Consider the following 26,219-nt stretch of genomic DNA (forward strand, 5'->3'; position numbering starts at 1 on the left):
TCATCCCCGTGTTCCCCAAAAGTCATCCTTGAATTGCCAGCCGCGTTTTTTGCCGCCGCGCCCGCGCCGGAACGCGCTATAAATACTGGTCCCCTCCGGCGCGTGACCGGACACACTTTCCAGCGCGTGAACAAAGGCGTCCAGCCCTGTGTTCTCAAGCCCGAAAGCCACGATATAGGCGTGTTCTTCCGTCAACACCCCCATGTGCCCCGAGGGGCCGAACTTCGGGTCCAGTCGGTCCGCCATCGCAACCCGCAAATACTCACGGTACCGCGCGAGCCGGTCATGCGTGGCGGCAGGCTTACGCCCCCGCCGGTGGCGCCACAGGTCAAGAAGCGCGGCGATAGCAACCAGCCACGCAATCAGGCTCCAGGCCGGGACGCCCGTCTCGGCCAGCCCCGACCCCAGCACAGGGGTACGGGCATGGGCAACCGCATAGGCCATCATGCCAAAGCCCGTCGCCACCGCCACGATACCCAGCCGGAAGGGCCCGTTCAGGTACAGCCTGTTCTCACGCTTGAGGCCACGATAATGCGCCTTCATGGCAGCAGAAAGACGGAGATAGCCATGCCGGGTTACCGGCACTTCATCGCCCGCCACAAAAAGGGAACGCACAAGCGCGGCTTCCCCCTTCGAAAGTGTTTGATCCGCCGGTTTTTGGGCGCCTCTGCGCAAGGTATACCCCTCGCCTTCATGCCTGAGGCTTACCACGTCCCTGGCAACAAGTGCGGTAAGGGCAGCACCAAAACTGCGGGCGTTATAATCCCCGCTGGCCAGCACATGCGCCAGCGCCGGCGTCATGCCCTTCGGCGGGTAATAGCGGTTTGCTGTATCGTCAGGTTGCGCGCCGTTCACGAGCAGGCCTTAAAACTGCACCTTGGGTGCGGTCTTGACTGCCGCTTCCTCTGCTTCATCAAGCTCAAAGAACTCGGCACGGGTGAAGCCAAACATGTTCGCGACGACGTTTGAGGGGAACTCCTGCACGGCTGTGTTCAGTTCCCGCACATTGCCGTTGTAGAAACGGCGGGATTTCTGAATATGGTCTTCAAGTGCTGAAAGCTCACGCGAGAGATTGTTGAAATTGCTGTCGGCCTTGAGGTCCGGGTAAGCTTCGCTGACCGCCATCAGGCGGCCAAGCGCTTGGCTGAACATATTTTCGCTGACGGCCTGTTCTCCGGGGCTGCCGGTCGACGCCACGGCCGCGGCGCGCGCCTCAATCACACGGGACAGTGTCTCCTTCTCGTGCGACGCATAGCCTTTCACGGTTTCCACAAGATTGGGCACGAGGTCGTAGCGGCGCTTCATCTGCACGCTGATATCGGACCAGGCTTCGTTCTTGCGAACGCGCAGGCCAACCAGCTTGTTGTATATGCCAATGCCATACAGCACGAACAGCACAAGAAGGCCAAGAATGATATATATCGCTGTCATAAAAACCCCCATCTTTATCAGCCTTCCGGCTGCAATATTTTGGGCGGGATGCCTAGCGCTCCGAGATCGCCAGTTTTACCGCCAACCCTAAAAATATGGTGCCTGCAATGCGGTTCATCAAGACCTGGGCCCTTGGTGAGCCCATGATCCGGTTGCCAATTTGGCCCGCCATTAACGCGACGGCGGAGAAAACCACAAGGGTGACAACGAAAAAAATCAGCGCCAGCGACAGCATCTGCGCCGTGGTGTTTCCCGCACTGGCGTCAACAAACTGTGGCAGGAAAGCAAGGAAAAATATGGATACTTTCGGGTTCGTAACATTCATGATGATACCACGGCGGTAATATTGCCACAGGCCACCCACCCGGGCGTCAGTTGCTTCAATGGCGCCCGGTCTGGCGCGAAATGCGCCAACGGCCAGATACACAAGGTAGGCTGCGCCCACCACCTTCAGCACCGTAAACGCCACCTCGGAGACCGCAATCAACGCCGCAAGCCCCAGCACCACGGCGGCGGTGTGCACCACAAGCCCCGTCGCCAGCCCGAAGGTGACCGCCACACCGGCCTTTGGCCCCCTGAGCGCGCTTTGCGTCAGCACAAAGATATTGTCAGGCCCCGGCGCGAACGCCAGCACGGTTGCGGCAATGGTGAATGCGATGATGGTATCGACCGAAAGCACTGGTTTCTCCCCAAAAGCGTGTCTGCTCGCGCAGGATACAATGATCCGGGGGCGCGTCCAGCGCTGAGTTGGTGAATTACAGTTTCCGGCGCACGGCGAAGCGGGCACGCATGGCCTCTCGCTCCGCCCGCATTTTACCAAAAGAGATATGATAAAGCAGGACAACAGGCGCCAGAAGGCCAAGCACAGTATGGATGACACTGGCCAGCAAACTCATGTCCTCGTCACCAAAATAATAGATGCCCACGCTTGTCAGCGCCATGACCAGCATCGCCGCAACAAGGGTTAGGCCGGAGACGAGGTTGCGTTTGGTGCGCCAGCCAAGACGCATATGCACGGTCCAGGCCGCGCCAAAGATCATGAGAAGCCACATGGCGGCAGCAAAATGGGCCATCACCACGCCGGTGCGGGCCTCAAATGGCAGACGCCAAGGAACATCCCACTCCAGCCGCATATCCAGCATGGTGGGTGTCAACAGCAGCCCGCTTGTGAACACCATGACCGCTACACCATACAGCATGGGCTTGAATGATTTGGGGTAGCCCCTCACGCGGCGGCCTCCCCCTCTCGCTGCGGCGCCATCACCAGCTTACCGCCCAGCTTTTCAACAAGTGCGCAGGCATCCTGTGCAGGTGCAAGGCTTGCCACCTTGGTCAGCGCGTCCGCACGCCAGCACTGTGCTGCCTGAACTGTCCAAACCCCGGAGGCAAAAGGACCTGCGCCCAGAATGTGCCCCGGATACCGGCTATCCGGCGAAGGTAACCGGGCAGAAGAAGCCAAAGCCCCTCGTTGCAGGCCACCAAGCGGCGTGACGCTGCCGTCCAGCTCCCGCCGGGCAACCGGGACTACAACATGCCCGAAGGCCCGCATATCACCCCCTGCGTTGATCACGCCTGCCGGCACACCGGCCCGCATGAGCGCGGCCACCGCGCTGTCGACGGCAAAACCCTTGGCAATGCCATCCAGGCTTAAAACCGTACCGGGGGAAAGCCGGACACAGCTGCCGGAAATTCCAATATCCACCGCAGCGCCCGCATTGCACACGTCGCCAAAGCCGTGGTCAGGCAATAGGCCGCGGCGTACCAGCTCACCGCCAAGCGTGGCGTTAAAAAGCCCACCGGACGCGTGTGTCATGCCGCGCGCGAGCCTGATAATCCGGCGCGCGACTGCCGACATCTCGCACCACTGGCCGCCCGCCCGGTTAAGCCGCGTCAGTTCGCTGGTCGTGGACTGGAAACTCAGCGCATTGTGCACCGTCTCAATTGCATCAAACGCCAACCCGATAGCGCGCAGCGCCGTCAGCCGTTCACCCGCAGCCGCGATGTCAACAAATGTCCCGAGAAGAGGTTTTTGTCTGGCGTGCAAGGTCAAGGTTTCAGCATCACTTCCGCAAGGGCCAGCAACCGGTGAACACCGTCTGTCATGTTGCGGCAAGACAACGTCGCGCCCGAAATATTGGGCACATCGTCGTTCAACTTGAACGCATCACCCACGCCTTTTCCGACAAAGTGCGCGCGCCAGCCTGCTTCCATCACCTGATAGCCGTGGGTTTCACGGTAGCTCATGACCTCGACCCCCAGCACATGACCCTCTGGCGATATAGCGGCGGCATAGGTAATGAACTCGTGCTTGCCCACCACCTCGTCAACCATGAACCAGCCAAGGAACTGGCCTCCGGCCTCCGCACGCCACACCTTCTGTTCGTCCCAGCGCTGACGAACACCTGAAAGCCTTTTGATGGCTTTCTTCTGGTCTTTCGTCAGCGTGAGCACGTTTTCAAGGAAGGTGTCAGCGGTCGGGAACAAAACGGCCTGTGCTTCGGCCACGCTCAGATAGTCTTTTGCGTAAACCGACTGGGTAATGCCCAATAGCGGCATGGCAAAAAGCAGCCCGAGGTTCCTGTTCATCGCGTCACCTTCCCTGTTTTAGAAGTTGAAGCCGATCTTGAAGATCACTTCGTTTTTTGTCTTCTCAATGAGATGGAGGCCTGTGTCAAGTTGGCCTTCATACATTTCCCCGCCACCGGAGATCTGCGGCAACCAGGTCAGTGTCGCCCACATGGACTGACCACCATAGTGCAGGCTGGGGCCCGCAAACCAACTGTAGCGCTCCTGACCAACCTCGGTTTCGAACTCTGTCTGATATTCGATTTCGGCGCCGATGAACCAGTTGGGGGCGAAGCGGTATGAGACGCCGGTACCAGCGGTGATTTCAAGTTCCATCTCGGGGTCCGTCGGCCATTCAAAGTCAGCCGGCAGGCCTTCAAGCGCACCGCGGTCAGAATAGGTGCCTTCAACAGACAGGTTGCCCATCCAGATCAACTGGCCTTCGAGGAAATATTTCTGGCCGATCAGCTCAAGCTCCAGGCTGAGGGTGTTTTTATCCTGGCCTGAGTGCGGGTCCATCCAGTCATAGTCAAGCGTTACATAGCTCGCGAGGCCAAAGTCATCCAGTGCGGGACTCAGGAACATGTATTTACCGGTAACTTCAAGACCCGCCAGTTTGGGGCCAAAATTGCCCTCTTTCGGCAGATAACCGTCGATCAGCAGGCCCTCTGTATCAACAGACCGTCCCTTGACCCCAACGCCAAACTGGAAACGGTCGGACACGCCATATTCATACTCGGCAAAGATATCAACAGCGTCATAGTTGCCCTGACCCTTGTCAGACCGCCAGTTGACTTTCATGTAAAGGTCGCTTGCACCTTTCGGTAGCACTTCCGCACCTTTGACATGACCAAGAAAATTCTCGTCAGCGGACGCGCCGCATGACACCACCGTCGCCAAAACGGCGAACGAGGAAAGATACCCTAGTTTCATTTATTTTGCTCCGTGGGTTTTGCGCCTATCCCATTCGCCCCAAGAGGCGACGGCGCGGACCGTAGGAGCGAGACCGCGTAATTGCAAGTCGTTCTTATTATAATTCGCAAAGAGAATATCATTAGCAAAAAAGGCGTGGTTTTCGGGCAACAAGACGCCCGGCTGTCATGCAGGGGGTTAAGCCGCGCTACGGCGCTTGTCCCCCCGCGCATAATCGCCCATTCAATGCCCCTGAAGGTAAAAAGCCGCAGAAAACAGCAGGCTGACCAGAAGCGCCCATAAAATGGTTGGCGCCCTGAGCCTAAGCACCTTCCTGTCGGTATCATTAGCCATAACTCGCCCCCCAGCGTTTATGCATAGATTGTAATAATACAACAAAAACGAGCTTTAGTAAATATAGGCAAAAACAGATGCAAAGAAGCGCAATACAGATGCGCCGCTGCCAGTAGAACAGATAAACATTATTTAAGGGTCAGACTTCTTCTTCATCCAGGGGGGATGAAGCGCCCGAGTCGGCAAACGCCCATTTGAGAAAGCTGCCAAGCATAAGGAAAAGACACAGGCCAAGCGTACCGCCAGTAACGGCAAGATATATACCGCACGCAACAAAAAGCGTTGCAACGACAAGCTTCAGAAAAGCGTCGCAGCTCCAGTCCAGCCATTGAAACAAACGGTCAGTCATGTGCTCTCTCCACGCAGGCGCGGGATCATACCTGAATTGGCGCAAAAAAAAAGCCCCACGGTAAACCGTGGGGCAGAGGGGCGCACCGTATAAGGGGAGAGACGGTGCTTAGGGTAGGGCAAAACCGTTGGTCGGACGTCACCGAGGCGGGTCGATGTCAGCGAACCCCGCATCAGATGGCAGCAACCATTAGCGGGACAGCGCGCCCTGCGCCTGCCGCCAACCGGCCACCACAACGGTGTCGCCGGTCATGTCAAAAATGTCCGCATCAAGGTCAAGCAACGTGCTCGCGCCTGCGCCAACCTGCGGAAACTCCACGGTATAGACACGCTTGCGTAGCTTGTTCACGCCGATGATCGCACCCGTCGCGCCCTTCTTCAGGCCGAACTGGATTTCGTCGCGTGGCAACATAACGTCATGAAACTTTTGCATTTTCCTCGCTCCTTATGCGGCTTTGTAAAATCGCCGTTTGGGTGAATAGGACAGCACGTCCCGCTCGCCATGCTTGAACAGCATGAAGAGATCGGCCTCCCCGTCGAAGCCGTAAAAATCCGGGTCGATGTTCAGCTTGAAACCGCCTGTGAAGGTCAGTTGGAAACAATCGTCCACTGTTGCGTGTTCGACATGCGTGAGGGTCTCGCCCTCCAGCTTGTCCAGAATATGGTTCGCACGGGCATTGTCGCTTTCGCGCCGCCACAACAGGCGTGCGTCATCAAGATAGAGGTCCCAGTCACAGCTGTAGACCCACAGGTGCCATTCCCACTGCGGTTCACCGGTGACCGCATCCGCCGCGCGGGGTTGCCCGAGGTCGAGCGTGATAAAGCCGCCAAAGCCCCGCCGCGCGCGGGCCACCTTCAGCGGCAAGGCCTCTCGGAAATTACTGAACCTCTCTTCGCCGGTCTCTCCCGGCCGTAAATTCACTATTGCTGACATCGTCTCGTCCTGCTTACTGGTTTCACATGCCCATCACCCCGGGCCGGGTTGCGCCCATTATGGCGCACAATTTTTTCGGTTTTATGGTCCCCGGCCTGTTGTTCCCCCGGGTTGAGGCTTTTCGCCTTCCCTGCCCCCGGGGGAACCGCTCTGGGGGTCAACTGGTCCTCGCTATTTTCAGTTACTCAAAACATGTCGCACTCGGGTTACCTGAACTCTTGTCTTTTGGCTTACAGCCCCTCTTTGGCTTTCAACCGGGTCGCCAAACGAAAAACCCCTCCGGAGCGTTGCTTCGGAGGGGTTCTCTCAACCTTTAATCTCTGTTGGCCTTGTCTGGGCGCTAGAGTTTCCCTCCCTCTGGAATAGCAAGCATCTGACGGACGCAAATAAACTTCGCGCCTTTCACTGCTGCTGTAATGTTCCAAAGGGTATACATCGGTCTATAATCCTGCGTTGGCCCACTATGGGCCGCGTTATGACCAACCAATTACGGGAGGGGCACGCAACTGTCAACAAGAAATATTCCTGTATAGGTAATTTTATTTCACGCATGAGAAATAAAAAGTTAATTATGAAACTATTCTCCATCCGGCGCGTCAGAACTCCGGGTGTGGCTGCGGCTAAAAATGTGTATAATCAGGGTAAGCAGCAGCCGGAGACGCCTATGGCGCACCACCTATTAACCGCCCTTGTGACCGCAACAACCCTGTTGCTGGCGCAAGCAGCGGGTGCAGAACCCCAGCCAACGAATGATGGCCCCAAAGCACCATACCATGTTTTTGCGACCGACTGGGGGCTGACGCTCAAGTCAGACGGCACCGGCTTTTACAATGACCTGGCGCAACTGATATTCGCGCCCGAGATTGGCGCGGTCAACTATGAGATCCTGCCCTATCGCCGGGCCAAACGGCATTTTTTTGAGCAACTGGAATCCTGCCTTTACCCCAGCTCCACCGAGTATCTCACCGCAACCGGCGATATCCAGGCAAACAGCAGTTTTATCGGCAGCCCCAGTATCCTGACAAACAAGATCCATATTTTTGCCCCGCACGGCAGCCCCGCCCCTACGCGTTTTGAAGACATCAACGGCAAGCGTGTGGCCTATGCGATGGGCTCACGCATTCCATATGCTCTAAAGGGCACCACGGCCCTTTTTATTGCTGTCGCCGATGAGGTGGACAAGGCCGAGATGCTGCTCTCCGGCAGGGTAGACCTGATAACCGCCGCCATGCCCGATGTGAAATTTGTCTTCGACAGCCTTGGCGTTGAAACCGCGCCCTATGATCCGGACCTTGTGATCGCAGGCTCAGGCATCGGGGTGGTGTGCCACAATACGCCTGAGAATGAGCTTTTCCTCAGCCGGGTAACAGAACGGCTGACGGCGTTGAAAAAAAATGGCCGGCTCGCCACCTTCCTGCGTGACCAGGAGTTGATCCCCGAAGACTATATAACGCCGGATTGAGCACAGCTGACGCTGTCATACGGGCGGTTGCCAGAAGCGGACAGCCACAGCTTTCCCTTCTCTTTTCAGCAAACCATAGAGCCGCGTAATCAACGCGCCATGGCATTTATACGCCAGCATGACAGGGATCGGTGCCATGTCTGGGCCCGCCTTCTTGAAATCGAGGGGATTTTTGAAACGGACCAGGGTCACCGTCTCACGTTCCGCCACTTTTTCAGCCGCCCGGTGCAGGCGCCTCTCCACCTCCCGGTCAATGTCGCGCATCAGCCCGGCCACCCCGTCCGGGATGGCTTCCGGCCCCAGAAGCCAGCTTTTGAGCGTGGCTTCCGGCACAAGGCTCATCATCGAAACATCCTTGAGGTCCAGCCCAACGCTTTCTGTCAGTGTTTTAAACTCGGCCGGGTGCATCTTTGCTTCACCTCCCCTGCGGCGGCACCGCAGCCGCGCGCACTTTGCGGCGCTTTGTCAGCCGCCCGTCAATCAGCAGCAAGCCAACACCGATGAGCGCAAGGCCAACACCATGTGTGGGTTCAAACACCTCACCCAGAAAACCAACCCCAAGCGTCGACGCCACCACTGGTATCATCAGGGTGACAAGCGACGCATTGGTGGCACCCGCCTCCGCGATCAGGCGAAAATAAAGCAGATAGGCAAAGGCGGTTGAGATGGTTGCCAATGATATCAACGCGGCCACAACCTGCCATGACGGCGCTGGCATCAGATACGGCTGGTCAATCATCAATGCGGCGGGCCCAATCATCAGCGTGGCGGCGGCGGCCTGCCCAAACGCCATTTGTACCGGCTTGAGGCCAAGGCGGACAAACCGTCGGCCAATCACCACAGCGATGGCATAGGAAAACGCGGCCCCAAGCACGGCCGCCTGCCCTGCAACACCGCTCAACAGGCCTTCAAGCGCATAGGGGCCAACGATGAACACCACGCCCGTGAAACCGACCAGCACCCCCACAAGCCGCCCCGACGTCAGCTTTTCATCACTGGTGAAAAAATGCGCCATAAACACAGTGAAAAGCGGCATGGTGGCATTGAGGATCGATGCAAGGCTCGAGGTGATATGCGTCTGCCCCCAGACAATCAGCACGGACGGCACGATATTGTTGAAGAACCCCATCAACACAAGCGCCAGCAACACAACACGCCAGTCGGCCCTGCCGGTGAAAGGCAGGCTGATGCCCGTCATTTTCATGTAGGTCAAAAGCACAAGGGCGGCCAGCCCCACGCGCACGGTGACGATCGTCATGGGCGGCAATTCGGTCACCGCAATCTCGATCGAGAAGAAGGACGCCCCCCACACGACCGACAGCACGGCAAGCATAAGCCATTGTTTGACACCCATCTGGGCGGGGGATGCGGGGGTGGTGGTCATATGGTCTTCCTGATCAAATTCCGGGCGCCCGCTACCGGCGCGATAAGCGCTTACCATAGCTTGACTTTCCAGGCCCGGCACCCTGTTTCTTGCTGTCAAATTCGACCGGCCTGAAACCGTGCTATTGTGCGGTTTCTGCTTTTGCAAGCGGGTCCATCTCCCGGCACGCGGCGTGGATCTGCCGGTCACTCAGATGATCCAGCTGCACCAGAAGCGGGCGGGCGGTATCAAGGGCAACCACCTGAGCCGCGTGCGCGCGCATCCAGTCGGTCAATCCTTTCAGCAGGCGCCCCCGCGCCTGCCCGGCGGCTGTTTCGCCCCCCAGCCCCGGCACTACGATACTTTCCGCCAGCGCAAAGCGCGGGCGCGGTGACGTGATCACCTGCGCAAGCAACGCATGGAACTCATGCTCTGCCGCCGGACGCTGGTTCCAGGCGTCACCAAGCCGTGCCTGATCAACCGCGCGGCGGGTCTGATACCCCTCAATATTGCCTTGTGTGATGGCATAGTCCGCTTCGCCAATAAAACTGCGTTCAAGCTGGTCGCCTTCAAGGCCGGATTGCCTGAGCATATGCATAAGCCCCCGGCACGCCTGCCATTCCAGGCGGGCGCGCAGCGCGGGCAGAAAGGTTATCGGGTTGGCCTCGGCCAGCGCCACGTCACCCTGCGACATGTCACGCAGTTCATAGGCCCGCTTCACTTCATCCACCGGGGCGCCGCAGCGCTGCCAAAGTGCTTCGCCGGTATAGCTGCCCTCACTGGTGCCCGCTGTTTTAATCACCGTGTCACCATCCGCCCAGCCCTGAGACGCGCCAATGGCGTCGCCCAGCACAAATGCCTCATAGCCTTTCGCCACCATGAAACTGACATGCTCGGTTTCCACCGCCGCCGTGATGCCGTAAGCGCTGACCTCGTTTTCCTCGCGTCCCACCACATGCCCGAGAAGAAGATCCCGGTTGTCTTTGGTCCAGTGAAGGCGGGTGCCAAATTCACGTCTGAGATAGTCCGCGAAGGTGGCCCTGTCATAAGTGCCGGATTTTGCCGCGGCGGGAACAGTGGCAACAAAGGCAGCGCCAAGTCTATCAAAGCCCACCGCAATGGAAGGTGCAACCACCCCACGGGCGCGGGCCCGGTAAGCGGCCGTCAGCACATCTTCAAGCCCATCAAGGAAATCGGCATAGGCCAGCACACGGCTAACATCAGGTTCTGCAAGGAAGGCTTTTTTGCCACGGCCAGGATGGACGCGCGCGATATAGGCCCCGGCGCGGGCCAGGCGCAGCCGCGCCAACGCCAGCACAATGCGACGCCTGCGGTCTGTTTCAATCGTTGAGCCAAGCCAGCCTGAAATATCCGCCGCCAGCGCAGCATAGGCCGCCGGCACGTCGCCCGTGCCGTCTTCAACGCCGGGGACAAGTGACCTGATGGCGTAAAGGATGATATCCCCGTCCCCAAGCCGGACCGAAAAATCCAGCAGCATGGTTGCGGTTTCCTGTGACCGGGGGTTCTCTTCAAGATGCTCTCGCAGCAGTTGGGCATTGATGGCCAGCGCCCGGCGTGCCAACCGGGCCGTGGGCGCATCATAGGCCTTGATCATGCTTTCGGCATACAGAAGCGTGGTCCGATGTTTTGTCTTTTCATCGACCGCGTTTTCGGTCGCGGCCAATGCCAGTGGCACAGCCTTCCTTGGCTCGCCAGAGAGGATAAGCCGACGCGCCTGAAGGGTGCCGACATCTGCCTTTGCGGCCCCATAGGTGGCCGCCTTCTCAATCCAACCCTGTGCGGCGGCGGGGTCTTTATCAATGTGAAGGGCAATATCAGCAAGGAAGGTGGCGGCAGCGGCCCGGTCTGGCAAACGTGTCCCACCGTCGGCCACGATCTGCTCCATCGCGGCGCGCGCGGCCACGACATCAAGCTGCATGAACGCAGCACGTGCCGCCTCAACACTTGCCGCAGCGGCACGCTGTGCAAGGGGCGGCACTGCCATCATACCCAGCAGCACCAGCAGAGTTAAAAATCGCCAACTTTTCACCAAACCTCCAGACAGATATTGTCCGCTTGTTTCTTTCTAGCAAAGAACCGTCTTTTTCAAAACCGCATGTTACAAAAGCGGCCCCGTGCGGCACCAAATATCCGTTCGTCGCACTGAAGCATCACTTCACCGCAAAAAACGGGTTGACCTTGGTTTAGACCCTTACTACACATGTAGTAGATAAATGGTTGTCCCGGCTTTAAAGCCTACAGGGAAGGTGAAGCCGGATTGCGCCAACCATGCAGTGAATAATGCCCGTACCGGCGGGCGGGGCGTACCAAGGGGTGATTTATGGGAATGAAAGGCCTGCTGACAGCTGTCAGTGCACTTGCACTGATCGGCAATGGGGCAATTGCGGACAGCGCAAACAGCGCAAACGGCGACGACGGCGCAGTCACCGAGCCGGCACCGGTGATTGACACCCTGCCAGATGTCGGGACCGCACAGGAAAGCTATACCGCTGACTTCTTCGAACCCTATGCCCCCCAGAACGCCTATGACATGATCCAGCGCCTGCCCGGCTTTGTCTACAGTACGGGATCCGAGGCGCGGGGCTTTGGCGGCACGGCGGGCAATGTACTGATAGACAGCGCGCGCCCTACGTCGAAGTCCGGCGGGCTGACCGAAGCGCTGAGGCGTATTCCCGCGGCGCAGGTCATGCGCATTGAACTGCAGCGCGGTGCCATGGCCGCGGGCGAAGCCGCCGGGCAAACGGTGGTTGCGAATGTTATCCGCTACAAGAACAAAAGCAGCGGCACCTGGACCGTGGAAACCCGCCGGGTGGGCAACAACAAGATCCTGCCCATGCTGGACGCCACCTTCGCCACCAAGCTGATGGGCTGGGACGCCTCATTCCAGCTGGATACCTTCATCAAGTCCACCGACCGGGACGCGGTGATCAGCCGCGTGGATGCCGATGGCACGCTTCTGAACAAGATGACCGAAGACCGGCAGGAAGAAGAACGCTTTGGCGCGCTGTCCTTTGACGCGGGCCGCGACGCCTTTGGTGGGCGCCTGCAACTCAACGGCCGGATGAAATATTTTGCCTGGCACGGCGACACCAGCCGCTTGGGGTACGGTACCAGCGGGCTGGACACCCGGGCCCAGGACCGTTTCTTCAACGACCATGACGAAGAAGAATATGGCGGCGAACTGGGGGCTGACTGGTCACGCACCTATGCGTCCGGCTGGAAATGGCGTCTGATCGCGCTCGGCACCTTCGAGGATGAGACCAACACCGACAATTTTCTCAGCGAAGCCCCGCTCCGCAACGCGACCGAAGTAGGTGACATCACCAGCAAGGAAAAATCCACCGAGACCATCCTGCGCACGACCTATGGCTTGACCCAAGGCACCCTCAGGCCCGAATTTGGCGTGGAAGGGGCTTATAACCGTCTCGACAGCACGCTCGCGATCCTGATTGTGGACGGCAGCGGCATGACCACCGAGGACATGCCCGCCAGCACCGTACGCGTGGCAGAACTGCGCGCGGAAACCTTTGGCAACCTTGTATGGCAGGCCAGCACCAAGCTGACCGCCGACGTGGGCGCCAAGGCTGAGGTGTCCCGCATCTCCACCCGGGGCGGCACGGAACAGACGTTCACTTTCCTCAAGCCTTCCGCGGGCCTCAATTATACAGTGAGCGATCATGTGCAGGTCAGTGTGAAGGCCGAACGTTCTGTCGGGCAGCTTGACTTTTCCGACTTCGCGGCATCGGCGGACGCAGTGGACGACCGGCAGTTTGTCGGCAACCCCAACCTGAAACCGGACCGCACAGACCGCCTTCAAGCCAAGCTTGACTATACCTTTGGCGAGCGCGGCGCGATCTCCACCACCGTTTTTTACGAATGGAAGGACGACGTGCTGGAACAGACCATCCTGCCGTCCGGTGGCCAGGGGCTGGCAAACGCCGGCAGTGCAAAGCGCTGGGGCATGAATGCCAACGCCAACCTGCCGCTTGATTTTGCGCTTGAAGGCGGCCTGCTGGAGATTGACGTTTACTTGAAGGATTCAGCGTTTGAAGACCCGCTCACCGGGCAGACCCGGTACCTGCATGACTTCACACCGTCCGAGGTTTATATCGACTTCCGCCATGACATCCCGGACACCAACTGGGCCTGGGGCCTTGAATATAATTCCGCCTATCATTGGCACGGCTATTATATCAATGAACATGAAGATTTTCGCGGCAACAACCGCTATGGCGCCTTCATTGAAACGACCGAATTTTTCGGCGTGAAAACAAGCCTGATCCTTTATGATGTGTTTGGCGGCGACTTTGACCGGCTGCGAGAACTGTATGACCCGACCCGCGGCGGCGCCAGCATTGGCACCGAACTGTCGGAGCGCACCCGCGACACCGGCGTGCGTTTTGTTGTCAGCGGCCAGTTCTAGCCACACATTTCACTTGAAAGCCCGTGTGCGGCTCACTTGAAAGGAAGAGCCCGTGCGCCAAGGGGGTGACGCACGGGCTATGACCGGGGTGTTCAGGGGGAGGAATGGGTACCCCGGCATGATCAAGAGATAAGCATGGACTGTGGCGGTTTTAAGGGGGTGCGGCGTTTCATCACAGATTGTTGACCGGCACGCCGCTGCGCAGCCGGAAACCGGCCATCACAGCCGCGGCCAAAATCAGCGCGCCACCCAGCCACACAAGGATGTCCGGCACCTCGCCAAACAGCACCACACCCGCCACTGTTGCCACCAGAAGCCGCAGGAAATCCACCGGCAGCACCACGGTCGCGTCGGCACTGGCGAATGCGCGCGCCATGGCGCTTTGTGCAATGGTGAAGCCAAGCCCCATGAAAGCCATGAGGGCAAAATCGGCCGGGCTTGGCCAGACCCAGTGGTCCAGCGCGAGCCAGAGGCTGACCGGCACCAACAGCACAAATTGTGACGCCACCATGGTTGCCATGTCCTCCGTGCGCGAGAGCACCTTGACGGCAACAAAGGCCGCCGCTGTCATCACCGCGCCCAAAAGCGCCGCCGTCACGCCAAAAAAAGCACCCTCCGCCAAGGACGGCTGTGCAACCATCACCATGCCCGCAAACCCTATGACAAGCGCCGCCAGTCGCAAGGCGTTGGCTCGCTCCCCCATAAAGGCAACTGCGATAACGCTGGAGAAAAGCGGCGCCAGATAGGTGATGGCCACCACCGTGGCCAGCGGCGCATTCGCCAGCGCGTAAAAAAGACTGTAGACCCCCACACAAGCCACCAGCCCCCGCACACCGTGTAGCCACGGACGCGCCGTGTGAAAAAGCGACCGCCCCCGTGTGGCGAGAAGCGGCAGAATGACCAGCAGACCAAAGGCGTTGCGGTAAAATACCAGAAGTTCCGGCGTGTAGCGGTCAGAAAGCACACGCACCACCACCCAGATCAGGGACTGGAAAAGAGCGTAGGTGGCCATGTAGGCCACCCCGCGAAAGTTATTGTTCCCCCCCGCGCGCAAGCGGGTGTCCGTCATGCCTAGCGCTTCCCGGCGGGCGCAAGCGCGGTGACGCGCCAGTTGAAGATATCGCTGACCAGCACCCCGCCATCCGGGCGGGCCGCAACGCCGTGCAACGAAACATATTGCCCAAGTGCCTTGCCGGGCGCGCCGGTTTTTGACAAGACCTTGCCGTTCTCATCCAGCCGGACCAGTTTTTCCGCCCGTGCGTCCGTCATCAGGAAGCCGCCATCCGGCAGCGCCTCAAGCCCGTAGGGGTAACCGACCCCTGACCAGACTTCCCTGAACTTCCCATCAAGGTCAAAAAGCTGGATACGCTGATTTTCGCGGTCCCCGACATAGAGCGTGTCACCCTTGACGACGACAGAGTGCGGGAAGTTGAACTGGCCCTCGCCCTCGCCTTTCTCGCCGAATGACTTGATCATATTGCCGTCAGGGTCGAATTTCACGATGCGAAAGTTGCCGCCGTCGGCCACATAGAGATTGCCGCCCGCGTCAAACGCCACGTCGCTCGGCTTATCGAAAAAGGTGTAATTATAGTCGCGGTCGAACCAGCCGGGGCTGGCGTAGTCCCTTCGGCCATAGACGCGCAGCAATTCCCCGCCCGGCGTGAACTGCAGCACCAGATGGTTGCCCACGTCCGTTGTCCAGATATTGCCGTCGGCGTCCTCGCGCAGGCCGTGCGGGCTTTTGAACAGGCCGTGGCCAATCTCGCGGTCAAACTTGCCGGTCGGCTTGAATTTGAGCAGCGCATGCTCCCCCCGGTTCAGCACATAAATGGCGCCCGGCTTGCCGCCATTGCCCGTGCTTTGCAACACACCCGGCACCTCGACGAGGAACCAGCCTTCCGGCATTTCAAGCCCCGGCGCTTTCGCCTGCCAACTGGTGTCCACTGCCCAGGTATGGTCCGCCGCACTGCCGATGGACGTGACCGCCGCCAGACCAGTCAGGGTGAAGACCCCCGCCATGCCGATCAGGTGTTTAAACTTCATCTCGCTTATCCTTCTGTTTCGCTGGCCTTGAGGCCCCTTCATGCGCAGAAGATTGCTCAGCACGATTGATTATTCAAATATCGTATTTTTATATGTATGATGAATAAAATTTATCATTTGGAATGGCAGAATGGACCTGAAACAACTGCGCTATTTTGCGGCGATTATTGATGAAGGCGGCATGCGCCGCGCCGCAGACGGCCTGCATGTCAGCCAGCCGGCACTGACCGTCGCCGTCAAACAGCTTGAAGCAGCGCTGGGGGTCAGCCTGTTCAGCCGGACCGGGCGCACGCTTGAACCCACGCGCGAGGGCTACCGGCTTTATGCCCATGCCCGCGCCCTTCTCGCACAGGCCGAGAAGGCAAAAAGTGAAATGCGCGCGCTGGCGTCCCTCGAAGTGGCGGACCTGCCGCTGGCCGCCACCGGCATGATCGCGAACCATGTGCTCGCCCGTCCCATCAGCCGCTTCCTGGGCCAGCATCCAGGGGTGAAAATCTCCCTGTTGCAGATGGGTGGACCCGCGGTTGAAAGCGCCCTGAAACTGGGCGAGGTGGAGATCGGCTTTGCCATGCACGAACTGGACGCAGGCTTTGAACAGGTGCCGGTGTTTAGCAATCAGGTTGCCGTATGCCTGCGCGCGGACCACCCGGCCGCCGCGCGTGACACCATCAGCTGGAGCGACCTTCTCGACCTTCCGGTCGCCACCCTGCCGCGCAGCTATACGCTGCATGCCCGGCTGCTGAAGGAAGCCCGCCGCCACAGCAAAAGCGCCAATATCGTGCTGGAGAGCGACGCCATGGGGCCCCTCACCGCCGCCATAGAAGACGGCACCGCCGTCGGTCTTCTGATGGAGGCGGCGAAACCTGCGGGTGACCATATCAAAGCGCTGCCGATCACGGAAAACAAGGGCTATCACTTCAGCCTGAACGCCTGCTGGCGCAAGGACATGCCGCTATCGGTCGCCGGGCAGGCATTAGTTGGATTTTTACAGGAAAATAAATCTAACACACTGCTTTTAAAAGATTAAATTTTTAACCGCACCCCTCTTGAAGCAGGAAAATCGCTCCCTAAATATGCGATATCGGCGCCTGAAAGGGCCGATATCATAGTAACGTTGAAGTGAACATTGCTCAAAGGAGGATGTAAGCTATGACCAGATACGATTTTTCCCCCCTTTTCCGATCCACCATCGGGTTTGACCGGATGGCCGGCCTGCTGGATACCGCGATGAAAGCGGCAGACCACGACAGCGGCTACCCGCCCTATGACATCATGCAGGCGGATGACGACAGGTACCGCCTCACGTTGAGCATTGCGGGTTTTTCGGAAGACGAACTGACGGTTGAGCAACAGGACCGCGAACTTGTTGTCAGCGGCTCAAAAAATACCCGTGACAATGAAGCCAGCTTTCTGCATCGCGGCATTGCCACGCGGGATTTCCGCCGCGTGTTCCAACTGGCGGACCATGTCAGCGTCAGCGGCGCCAATCTTTCGAACGGGCTTCTGACCATTGATCTGCTGCGCGAGGTGCCGGAAGACCAGAAACCCCGCCGGATCGAGATTCGCGAAAGCGCACCCGGCAGCCTACTGGGCAAGGCAAAAAAGCTGCTGTCAGACAAAAGCGCCAAAGCTGCCTGATACAGTGAAGCGTGACCACAAACCTCGGGGCTTGCCGGCTTCCGGCAAGCCTTCGCTTGACCAGCCGCTATGACGTGAGGATTTTTGTCAGCCGGGCTTTCAGCGCCACAGCGTTGATCGGCTTGAGCAAATAGTCTTTCACACCAAGCCCCTTGGCGCTGAGGATGTGATCTTTATCGGTGCTGCCAGTGAGGAAAAGCACAGGCGTGCGGGCACGTTTGGCATCAAAACGGATATTGGCACCCTTGCGGAGCATCGCGACAAAATCGATCCCGCCCATCGGTTCCATATTGATGTCGCAGATGATGATGTCGAAACCGCTTCGGTCCAGCACACGCAAGGCGTTTGAGCCATCCGTCGCTTCCGTCACCTCAGCAAAACCAAGCTGGGTCAGAAGCTTGTTCAGCATGTTGCGGATCAGTTCCTGATCGTCAACCACCAGCGCTCTTTTGCCGGAAAAAAAAGTGTTATTCTTCATCTTCGCGCTTGTTCCCCGTCACAAGATTCTTGTGTGCAGGTAGCACGCTACAAGGGGATAGCCAAAGTTGCAATATCCAGAAAGCGCATGTTTTTTTGCTACCCGCTTTCACGCTGTCGTATTAATGTGTTTTAAACGATTGTTCTATAGGGTCTCGGTTGGGGAAGGGCCCCGAGCTATCTAGTTCATCTTTGTTCCGATTATGCTTTGTTACATGAAGGAGAGGGCGAATGATCCTTGGCCGCACCAAAGCATTTATTGCCATGACTGCGATGACCGTGCTGGCCAGCGTACCGACGCTTGCCGCCGATGATGATTTCCAAAGCTGGGGTGAAAAGGTCTATGACCAGTTTGCCGCGAAACAGCGTTACCCGCGCCAGGCGGTAGACCAGAAGCTGGAAGGCACCGTCAAGGTGCAGGTGACTGTTGCGAAAACCGGTTCGATCATCGGCTTTGCCATCAACCGTTCATCCGGCCACGAAATACTGGATGCAGAGGTCTTGAGCCTTCTCGGGCGTATCAACCCGCTGCCCACCCTGCCTGACGGCAAGGACACCTACATCTTCAAGATCCCGCTGCGCTTCCAGATGGACGAAACCATGACAGCGATGGACGCTGCCGTTGAGGTGGATGCCGCGACCGATAACTGGAAAGACTGGCAGCGTGCCGTACAGCGCACCCTCGCGCGCAATCAGGGCTATCCGACACAACTGATCGACGAAGGCATTGAAGGCACCGTCAAGGTGCGTGTCAATGTTGCCGGCGACGGTACAATAACCGCGCAACAGGTCATGCAATCTTCCGGCAGCGATATTCTGGATGATGAGGCAATTGACCTGATGCGGCGCATCAGCTTCCCACCGCTGCCAGAGGGCAAGGAGAGCATTGCACTGACCATTCCGCTTAACTACCGCCTGGACCATAACCGGCGCGGATAATACCCGAAGCACGACCGCAAGGCACAATAAAGGCCGGTCACGACAAACGAGAAAAGCCCGACGGGAAACCGCCGGGCTTTTGGATTCTGATACCGCGTTATGCGTTATGCGGCGTTTGACAGCTTCTGGAAGCGCTTGAGGTGATGGTCGGTATCGCCAAAATAATGGTCGATCATCACCAGTCGCTTGGCCACATGCGCAAGCGTCAGCTCCCACGTCACCCCGATACCACCATGCATCTGCACCGCCTCTTCGGCCACCATGCGGCCAATGCGGCCTGTCAGCGCCTTGGCGGCGGACAGGTGTTTCTCCCGCTCGTCGCTTTCAAGCTTGCTTGCCGCCAGCAATACGATGGACCGGGCCTGCTCTATCTCAAGGCACATATCCACCATGCGGTGTTGCAGCGCCTGGAACTTGCCGATCGGCACACCAAACTGTGTGCGGGTGCGCAGGTATTCAAGCGTGGCATCCCGCGCGCTTTCCATCGCGCCAAGACTTTCGGCACACAGCGCAAAGGTACCACGGGCAATAGCCCGGCCCAGCGCATCCTCCGCCGCCTTGCCTTCCAGCAGGATATCGTCCTTCGCAACAGCGACACCGTCAAACGACAGTTCTGCCGCCGCGAAGCCGTCATGGGTCTTGAAGGCCCTTACCGACATGCCGCCCGCGCCTTTCGGCACCAGCGCAAGCGCCAGGCCATTTGGCCCCTTGGCGGAGACAATAACCGTGTCGGCCTGCGCGCCGCTGATAACAACGGACTTGGCGCCCGCAAGGCTATAGCCATCGCCGTCTGCCGTCAGCGCGGCGTTCACCACATCGGCATTATAGCGTGCGCCGGGTTCATAGTGCGCCAGCGCCAGCAAATGCCCGCCCGCCACAACATCATCCAGCAGTGCGGGGCCCCGGCCTGTGGCACTCTCTTCCGCCAAAAGGCCAGCGCCCAGCACGGCGGTCGCGAGGAATGGCTCCACCACGATGCCACGGCCAAGCTCTTCCATCACCACCATGATGTCGATGCCGGTGCCGCCAAGGCCGCCGACACGTTCCGGCAATACCGCCGCCACAAGGCCCAGCTCCGCCAGCTCGCCCCATATCTCGGGCGAATAGCCGGTGTCGGACTTGATGATCTTGTCGCGGGTTTCAAAGTCGTATTTCTGGCGCACAAAGCGCGCAACCATGTCCTTGAGAAGGCTGTGATCTTCGCTCAGGTTAAAATCCATGTTCTTCGCCCTTCCCTTAAAGTCCGAGGATCATCTTGGAGATGATATTGCGCTGAATCTCGTTCGAGCCGCCATAGATGGAATATTTCCGGCGGTTGAAATAATGACCGGCGAAGGCGTTGGCACCATCCGGGCCGATCGGTTCCTCGTTGGCGCCGGGCAACTCAAGCTCTGGCATGAACGGCAGGGCGTACGGCCCCACCGCACGGCGCAGCAGGTCGCTGATTTCCTGACGGATAACCGACCCCTTGATCTTGAGCATGGAGCTTTCCGCCCCCGGCGCACCGCCCGCCTGTGCCTGCGCCAGCACCCGCAGGTTTGTCAGCTCCATGGCCATCAGGTCCAGTTCCACATTGGCGATACGCGTGGCAAACGCCGGGTCTTCGATCAGCGTGCTGCCGTCACCCGCGTCGGTCTCGGCCGCGATACGCTTCAGCTTCTTGAGGCCTTCCTTGGCCGCCGCGACCCCGGCGATGCCCACCCGTTCGTGCTGCAGCAGATATTTGGCGTAGGTCCAGCCCTTGTTCTCTTCACCCACCAGATTTTCCACCGGCACCTTGACGTCCTGGAAGAAGACCTCATTGACCTCATGGCCACCCTCGATCGTGATAATCGGGCGCATTTCAACGCCGGGGGTATCCATATCAATCAGCAGAAAGCTGATGCCTTCCTGTGGTTTGCCCGCGCTTGAAGTGCGCACAAGGCAGAAGATCCAGTCGGCATACTGGCCCATAGTGGTCCATGTTTTCTGGCCGTTGACGATATAATGGTCCCCGTCGCGCACCGCTTTGGTCTTGAGGCTGGCAAGGTCCGAGCCCGCGCCTGGCTCTGAATAGCCCTGACACCACCAATCGTCACAATTGAGGATACGCGGCAGGTAATGCGCCTTCTGTTCTTCTGACCCAAAGGCGATCAGCACGGGCCCCAGCATGTTCAGGCCAAAGGGCGGCAACTCGGGCGCGCCCGCTTTGACGCATTCTTCTTCAAAGATATGCTTCTGGAACGGCGTAAAGCCGGAGCCGCCGTGTTCCTTTGGCCAGCTGTGTACCGCCCAGCCCTTCTCATTAAGGATGCGCTGCCAGGTGATATAATCCTCGCGCGCAGGCATGCGGCCCGCCTTTACGGCTTTGGAAATATGAGACGGCAGCTTTTCCGCCAGAAATGACCGCACTTCCTCACGGAAGGCCTTGTCCTCATCAGTATAGTCAAGACGCATTTTACCCATCCAACTGTTGTTAGCCTTGTTCAAGCCTAGAAGTAGACCGACAATGCCGGGCTTCAAGGCGGTGCGACAATTGTTGCCCAGCCCAATACATATGCCGCCCCGGCCAGCCCCTTTTGCATATCGCCAGCATTATGCTCAACCTACCCAGAAAAAAGACGAACCACAACTACAGCTTGAGCAAAACACATATTGCCATTAACATTTTTTTAACCAAAACCCGCAAAGAATTCATACAATTAAATAAATATATGTAAATTTTTATATTTAAATACTTAGTATATTAATACCCAGTCAAATAAACTGGATTTTCGTACGATTTTTAGTTATTAATTACTTGTGCACGCCAACCAACTCGGAACTGGCAGCACTCAACCAAAAGCCGAGGTAGATGTTATGCCAACACGGTTAAGGGATGTCCTACTGGTCGATGACAGCCGGGCGGATCGTCGTTTCATTACGCGAGAGCTCAAGCGTTGTGGCAGCCCCTATCATGTCGATACCGCTGACACCGTCGCAAGTGCGCGGAAGATGCTTATGCGCAAGCATTACGACTGCGTGTTGCTGGACTATAGCCTGCCGGATTCCGATGGCCTTTCCCTGATGGAGGGCATGAACAACACACCCGGCAACGGCACAACCGGCATTGTCATGATCACCGGCGAAGGCAATGAAAAAATCGCGGCCCAGGCAATCAAGCTTGGTGCCTTCGAGTATCTCTCCAAAAAGCAGATAGACGGACGCCGCCTGAGCTCCGCGCTTGACCGGGCGATTGAGCACTCGCGGGCGAAACGCACCCTGGAACACCAGCGTGTGGTGATGGAAAATTTCGCCTCAAGCGCGGCGCATGACCTGGCAAACCCGCTTTCGGGGGTTATCGGCTTCCTGACGCTTGCACAGCAGGGGCTGGAGAAGAAACAACTGGACCGCCTGCCGACCTATATTGAAAACGCCATGACCTCCGCCCTTTATATGAAGCAACTGGTCACGGATCTCCTACATTATGCCCGCACCGGCACGTCGGCTGACAACGCGGAGCATATCGACCTGAACGACACGGTCGACACGGCCATCAATGTGCTGGACAAAGCCATCCGGGAGGCGGGCGCCAAAATCACCGTCGGCCCCCTGCCCACGCTTGAAATATATCCAACCGAGCTGGTGCAACTGTTCCAGAACCTGATCGGCAATGCCCTCAAATACCGTAGCGCCGCGCTGCCATGCATCGAAATTTCAGCCGAAGAAAATGACGACCACTGGGTCATCACCGTGGCCGACAATGGCGTTGGCGTGCCGGAGAAGTTCCGCGAGGACATTTTTGTCCCGCTGCACCGGCTGTTCAATGAAAACGTGGAAGGGTCGGGGCTTGGCCTCGCGATTTGCACCAAAATCATGGACCTGCATCACGGCGATATCTGGTGCGAGAGCCGCGAGGAAGGTGGCAGCGAGTTCAAATTCTCGCTACCCAAAAACCTTACCCAGGAGGAAAACACCGGCGCGGCATAAAAATCCGCCGGTTATGCTGGCAGTTCCGCTGTCTTGAACCAGAATTCCGACAGGGACTGCATCGCGGCGACAAAGCCATCAAGGTCATGCGGCTTTTTCAGGTAGCTGTTGGCACCAAGCTCATAACAGTCCTGCACGTCCCGCTCATCGTCGGATGTGCTGAGGATCACCACCGGGATCGTGCGAAACGCTTCGCTATGCTTGATGGTGCGCAACACCTCGCGCCCGTCAACTCCCGGCAGGTTCAGGTCCAGAAGCACCAGAGAAGGCCGCGTCGCGCCGTCGGGCCGCTTGCTCAGAAGCAGATAGTTGATTGCCCGCCGGCCATCGGCGCAGTGTTCCACCGGGTTATCAACCCCCGCTTTCCTGAACGCGCGTCTGGTAACCCGGACATCTGCCGGACTATCCTCAACAAGCAAGATCAGCCCGTCATTCTGCTCTGTCACTTTAATCCTCCCGTGGGGTCGGCAGTGTAATGAGAAACACCGTGCCGCCACCCTTGACACTTTCGAAGACGATCGATCCATCATGATGTTCGATCACCCGTTTTACAATAGCAAGACCGGCCCCCGTGCCGCCACCATAATCGCCAGCACCGTGAAGACGGCGGAACATGTCAAACACCCGTTCCTTGTACTCAGGCTCGATCCCGATACCATTGTCCTTTACCCGGAATTCTACAAAATCGGCGTGGGTTTCTCCAGTGATCTCCACAATTTTATCTGCCGATTCGTTATATTTGATCCCGTTGGTAATGAGATTACTGAAGATGGTCGTCAGGCAGGCAGACGACAGGCGCACCGACGGCAGGTTATCACTCACCACCACCTTGCCGCCCCGTTCGCCAAGGAATGTCTTCAAATCGGCCTGGACATTATCAATGGCCTGTCGGGGCGTTGACATCTCGGCCTTTTCAAGCCGCCGCTCGATCCGGGAATATTCCCGCAGGTCCTCGATCAGGCTTTCCATCCTCACCGTCAGGCTTGCCACGTTCTTCAGGTCTTCCTGATACTCCTCATCCAGCACATCAAGGCAATCCTCCATCAGGATCGACGCGAGGTTATGGATGCCGCGCAGCGGTTCCTTGAGATCGTGGGCCGCGATATAGACAAACTGGTCCAGGGCCTCGTTTGACCGCGCAAGCTTCTCGTTCAGTTGCTGCTGCTCCTGCGTCAGTTTTTTGGCGGCGGTAATGTCCTGGGCCACCACAGCCGCCCCGGTCACGATACCGCGGGTATTCTTGATCGGTGAGAAGGCCATGGACACATCAATTTCGTGCCCGTCGGCATGGGCATAGCGTGTTTCAAAATTCCGCACCGAACGCCCGCTTTCAACTTTCTCCAGAACATCCGAAAGCCCGTTCTTGCCTTCTTCCTCGCCTAAAATCAGCGAGGCCGGCCAGCCCACCGCCTTTTCCACCCCATGCCCGAACATGCTTTCAGCCCCCGGTGTCCAGTTCTGGATGGTGCCCATCATGTCAAGGCTGAAGATGGCGTCGTCCACCGCTTCGATGGTTGCGATCATGCGGCGATGTTCGCTTGCCACGCGCATCCGCTCAGACACGTCAACCACCGTGGCAATCACCACAAGGTCCGGGTCGTCGTCAACCGTGGTCAGCCCGATTTCGACCGGGAAAAGCTGCCCGTCCTTGCGCTGGCCATATAACTCCCGCCCCTGCCCCATCGGGCGTGATTTCATGTCGGCATAAAACATGGCACGGTGGCTTGGGTGTCGCTCGCGCGAGGCTTCCGGCACCAGTATCTCGACCGGCTTTTCCAAAAGCTCCTCACTGGAGTAACCAAAAAGCTCCGTCGCGGCAGAGTTGGCCAGCTTGATACGCCCAAAGCCATCCACCCCGATTACGGCGGGGGATATTTTACCAAGCACCAGCTCAAGCCGGCTGCTTTTTTGCTCAAGTTCGCGGGTTCGTTCTTCAACAATGCGTTCCAACTGGCGCTGGGACGGGATGGCAACAGCCACGGGGATAAGCCGCCATACAGCAACAGCTGTAAAAAACGACACGATCGCGGTCGCCAGCTTGGCGATGCCCGACAGGCCATATGTCCCGTGCCATACGGTGATAATGTTGAAGATATGGGTAACGCCACACAGGAAGATGAACGCCGAAAACAGGTAAAAGACGTTGGAAAACTTGATGTCGTTGCGCTTCTTGATGAACGCCACCAAACTCAATGGAATACTGAAATAAGAGATGGCGATCAGCGCATCGGAAAGCACATGGGTCCAAAGGACTTCAGGCGCCCACATATAACAGTACCCATGCGGCATGAAGTCGTTCGAAAACAGGTTCTCAATAAGCGACATATATATACTTCCCCAATCAAAACCGGACGGTTCCCTCATACGAAAACCCAACCGGCCCAGATCAAAATCCGCAACGTATACAATATATTAACTATCCCTTGTTTAAGCTTTTCGCGCAACATGCAAATGGACTGAAGGGGCCCCTCCATGACGCAAATTCCCCACAGCGCGCTGATAAGTGCGCTGCTTTTTTTTGGTATCTCAACACCGTCAGCCCAGGCGAACGAAGACCTTTTCGGCAGCGGCAAAATCCTTGCTACGCCTGGCGTTGTGCAGGTTGAGGGCGCGGGCGGTGCCGGCCTTTCAACATGGGCGATGATCTCGGGCTATGGCACCAACCGGCAAGTTGGCGCCAGCGCCCACCACACCTATGTCACACTGGATGATTTCACCCTCAACGCAACCGGCGTGACCGTTGGCCTGTTTGACCGGGTGGAACTTTCCTTCACCAAACAATGGTTTGACACCGGCGACGCTGGCGCCCGCCTTGGCCTTGGTCAGGGTTTCAACTTCAACCAGGACATTGTGGGCGCCAAGGTGCGCTTGTTTGGTGATGCGGTCTACGCGCAGGACAGCTGGATGCCGCAGGTTTCGGTTGGCATGCAGTACAAGCACGCCAGCGAAGGGGCCATCGTGCGCGCCGTGGGTGCCGACGACGATGACGACTTTGACTATTACCTCGCCGCCAGCAAGATCCTTCTGGACAAAAGCCTTGTGCTTTCCGGCACCGCGCGGCTGACGCGCGCCAACCAGTTTGGCCTGCTTGGTTTCGGCGGGCCCAATGGCGGCAATCACAGTGTGCAGTTTGAAGGTTCGGCGGTGTATCTGCTGTCGCGCGCTTTTGCCCTTGGCTTCGACTATCGCACCAAGCCCGACAATCTGGCCTTCGCTGAAGAAGATGACGCCATGGCGGCTTATGTTGCCTGGCTGCCCGGCAAGCATGTCACGTTGACCGCCGCCGCTGTCGACCTTGGCGACATCGCTCTGCAGGGTCGCCAGCAAGGGCTTTATCTTTCCCTTCAAGTGGGGTTCTAAA

General features: G+C 58.1%; 27 protein-coding genes. 7 read left to right on the plus strand and 20 right to left on the minus strand.

Annotated elements, in window-relative coordinates; genetic code table 11:
• From OEU85_RS03685 to OEU85_RS03730, 10 genes are all read right to left on the minus strand, one after another.
• The gene (locus tag OEU85_RS03685; protein WP_262690091.1) at positions 1-855 is read right to left on the minus strand and encodes a DUF2207 family protein; all 855 of its coding nucleotides are present in this window, start codon (positions 853-855) and stop codon (positions 1-3) included.
• A gap of 9 nt (positions 856-864) precedes the next feature.
• Positions 865-1,431 (minus strand): LemA family protein, encoded by a 567-nt coding sequence (locus OEU85_RS03690; protein ID WP_262690092.1) that lies wholly within the window; start codon positions 1,429-1,431, stop codon positions 865-867.
• 52 nt (positions 1,432-1,483) lie between these two features.
• A complete protein-coding gene (locus tag OEU85_RS03695) occupies positions 1,484-2,110 on the minus strand; it encodes a LysE family translocator (RefSeq protein WP_262690093.1) in 627 nt (208 codons plus the stop codon).
• A gap of 76 nt (positions 2,111-2,186) precedes the next feature.
• Positions 2,187-2,660 carry a hypothetical protein gene (locus OEU85_RS03700; RefSeq protein WP_262690095.1) on the minus strand — a complete coding sequence of 158 codons (474 nt, stop codon included), beginning with the start codon at positions 2,658-2,660 and terminating at the stop codon, positions 2,187-2,189.
• The gene (locus OEU85_RS03705) at positions 2,657-3,475 is read right to left on the minus strand and encodes an FAD:protein FMN transferase (RefSeq protein WP_262690096.1); all 819 of its coding nucleotides are present in this window, start codon (positions 3,473-3,475) and stop codon (positions 2,657-2,659) included. The genes OEU85_RS03700 and OEU85_RS03705 overlap by 4 nt, the downstream gene beginning before the upstream one ends.
• A gap of 2 nt (positions 3,476-3,477) precedes the next feature.
• On the minus strand, positions 3,478-4,017 hold the full coding sequence (locus OEU85_RS03710) for an FMN-binding protein (protein ID WP_262690097.1): 540 nt from the start codon (positions 4,015-4,017) through the stop codon (positions 3,478-3,480).
• An 18-nt stretch (positions 4,018-4,035) separates the two neighbouring features.
• Positions 4,036-4,929: a DUF6662 family protein gene (locus OEU85_RS03715; protein ID WP_262690098.1), complete on the minus strand. Its 894-nt coding sequence runs from the start codon at positions 4,927-4,929 to the stop codon at positions 4,036-4,038.
• 472 nt (positions 4,930-5,401) lie between these two features.
• Entirely contained in the window at positions 5,402-5,611 is a 210-nt protein-coding gene (locus OEU85_RS03720; RefSeq protein WP_262690099.1) for a hypothetical protein, read from the minus strand.
• A gap of 189 nt (positions 5,612-5,800) precedes the next feature.
• Entirely contained in the window at positions 5,801-6,043 is a 243-nt protein-coding gene (locus OEU85_RS03725; protein ID WP_262690100.1) for a hypothetical protein, read from the minus strand.
• 12 nt (positions 6,044-6,055) lie between these two features.
• Positions 6,056-6,544, minus strand: coding sequence for a hypothetical protein (locus OEU85_RS03730; protein WP_262690101.1), 489 nt, complete (start codon positions 6,542-6,544; stop codon positions 6,056-6,058).
• A 664-nt stretch (positions 6,545-7,208) separates the two neighbouring features.
• Here OEU85_RS03730 and OEU85_RS03735 point away from each other — a divergent pair.
• The gene (locus OEU85_RS03735; RefSeq protein ID WP_262690102.1) at positions 7,209-8,006 is read left to right on the plus strand and encodes a hypothetical protein; all 798 of its coding nucleotides are present in this window, start codon (positions 7,209-7,211) and stop codon (positions 8,004-8,006) included.
• A gap of 15 nt (positions 8,007-8,021) precedes the next feature.
• Here the strand turns inward: OEU85_RS03735 and OEU85_RS03740 are convergent, their stop codons facing one another.
• The 3 genes from OEU85_RS03740 to OEU85_RS03750 form a co-directional block, all read right to left on the minus strand.
• The gene (locus OEU85_RS03740) at positions 8,022-8,414 is read right to left on the minus strand and encodes a YdiL family protein (RefSeq protein ID WP_262690103.1); all 393 of its coding nucleotides are present in this window, start codon (positions 8,412-8,414) and stop codon (positions 8,022-8,024) included.
• Positions 8,415-8,421: 7 nt separating this feature from the next.
• Complete coding sequence (locus OEU85_RS03745) at positions 8,422-9,447, minus strand: DMT family transporter (protein WP_262690104.1); 1,026 nt, start codon at positions 9,445-9,447, stop codon at positions 8,422-8,424.
• Positions 9,448-9,511: 64 nt separating this feature from the next.
• A complete protein-coding gene (locus tag OEU85_RS03750) occupies positions 9,512-11,419 on the minus strand; it encodes a hypothetical protein (protein ID WP_262690105.1) in 1,908 nt (635 codons plus the stop codon).
• Between the two features lie 291 nt (positions 11,420-11,710).
• On the opposite strand from OEU85_RS03750, the gene OEU85_RS03755 reads away from it, so the two are divergent.
• Complete coding sequence (locus OEU85_RS03755) at positions 11,711-13,813, plus strand: TonB-dependent receptor domain-containing protein (RefSeq protein WP_262690106.1); 2,103 nt, start codon at positions 11,711-11,713, stop codon at positions 13,811-13,813.
• Between the two features lie 172 nt (positions 13,814-13,985).
• Here OEU85_RS03755 and OEU85_RS03760 read toward each other — a convergent pair whose 3' ends face one another.
• Both OEU85_RS03760 and OEU85_RS03765 read right to left on the minus strand, forming a co-directional pair.
• On the minus strand, positions 13,986-14,882 hold the full coding sequence (locus tag OEU85_RS03760; protein WP_262690107.1) for a DMT family transporter: 897 nt from the start codon (positions 14,880-14,882) through the stop codon (positions 13,986-13,988).
• Between the two features lie 2 nt (positions 14,883-14,884).
• Positions 14,885-15,856: a peptidyl-alpha-hydroxyglycine alpha-amidating lyase family protein gene (locus tag OEU85_RS03765; protein WP_262690108.1), complete on the minus strand. Its 972-nt coding sequence runs from the start codon at positions 15,854-15,856 to the stop codon at positions 14,885-14,887.
• Positions 15,857-15,986: 130 nt separating this feature from the next.
• Here OEU85_RS03765 and OEU85_RS03770 point away from each other — a divergent pair, with 130 nt between their 5' ends.
• Both OEU85_RS03770 and OEU85_RS03775 read left to right on the plus strand, forming a co-directional pair.
• The gene (locus tag OEU85_RS03770) at positions 15,987-16,883 is read left to right on the plus strand and encodes a LysR family transcriptional regulator (RefSeq protein WP_262690109.1); all 897 of its coding nucleotides are present in this window, start codon (positions 15,987-15,989) and stop codon (positions 16,881-16,883) included.
• Positions 16,884-17,005: 122 nt separating this feature from the next.
• Entirely contained in the window at positions 17,006-17,494 is a 489-nt protein-coding gene (locus tag OEU85_RS03775) for an Hsp20 family protein (protein ID WP_262690110.1), read from the plus strand.
• Positions 17,495-17,561: 67 nt separating this feature from the next.
• On the opposite strand, the gene OEU85_RS03780 is transcribed toward OEU85_RS03775, so the two are convergent.
• Positions 17,562-17,972: a response regulator gene (locus OEU85_RS03780; RefSeq protein ID WP_262690111.1), complete on the minus strand. Its 411-nt coding sequence runs from the start codon at positions 17,970-17,972 to the stop codon at positions 17,562-17,564.
• Positions 17,973-18,202: 230 nt separating this feature from the next.
• On the opposite strand from OEU85_RS03780, the gene OEU85_RS03785 reads away from it, so the two are divergent.
• Positions 18,203-18,910 carry an energy transducer TonB gene (locus OEU85_RS03785; RefSeq protein ID WP_262690112.1) on the plus strand — a complete coding sequence of 236 codons (708 nt, stop codon included), beginning with the start codon at positions 18,203-18,205 and terminating at the stop codon, positions 18,908-18,910.
• A gap of 104 nt (positions 18,911-19,014) precedes the next feature.
• On the opposite strand, the gene OEU85_RS03790 is transcribed toward OEU85_RS03785, so the two are convergent.
• A complete protein-coding gene (locus OEU85_RS03790) occupies positions 19,015-20,130 on the minus strand; it encodes an acyl-CoA dehydrogenase family protein (RefSeq protein WP_262690113.1) in 1,116 nt (371 codons plus the stop codon).
• 16 nt (positions 20,131-20,146) lie between these two features.
• Positions 20,147-21,346, minus strand: coding sequence for an acyl-CoA dehydrogenase family protein (locus OEU85_RS03795; protein WP_262690114.1), 1,200 nt, complete (start codon positions 21,344-21,346; stop codon positions 20,147-20,149).
• 402 nt (positions 21,347-21,748) lie between these two features.
• Between OEU85_RS03795 and OEU85_RS03800 the strand changes: the two genes are divergently transcribed.
• On the plus strand, positions 21,749-22,858 hold the full coding sequence (locus OEU85_RS03800) for a hybrid sensor histidine kinase/response regulator (RefSeq protein ID WP_262690115.1): 1,110 nt from the start codon (positions 21,749-21,751) through the stop codon (positions 22,856-22,858).
• Between the two features lie 11 nt (positions 22,859-22,869).
• Here OEU85_RS03800 and OEU85_RS03805 read toward each other — a convergent pair whose 3' ends face one another.
• A complete protein-coding gene (locus OEU85_RS03805) occupies positions 22,870-23,304 on the minus strand; it encodes a response regulator (protein WP_262690116.1) in 435 nt (144 codons plus the stop codon).
• Position 23,305: 1 nt separating this feature from the next.
• Positions 23,306-25,183, minus strand: coding sequence for a PAS domain S-box protein (locus tag OEU85_RS03810; RefSeq protein WP_262690117.1), 1,878 nt, complete (start codon positions 25,181-25,183; stop codon positions 23,306-23,308).
• Between the two features lie 147 nt (positions 25,184-25,330).
• Between OEU85_RS03810 and OEU85_RS03815 the strand changes: the two genes are divergently transcribed.
• A complete protein-coding gene (locus OEU85_RS03815) occupies positions 25,331-26,218 on the plus strand; it encodes a DUF3034 family protein (RefSeq protein WP_262690118.1) in 888 nt (295 codons plus the stop codon).
• Position 26,219 lies beyond the last annotated feature (1 nt).

Source organism: Kordiimonas aestuarii (assembly GCF_025574465.1).
GTDB lineage: Bacteria > Pseudomonadota > Alphaproteobacteria > Sphingomonadales > Kordiimonadaceae > Kordiimonas > Kordiimonas aestuarii.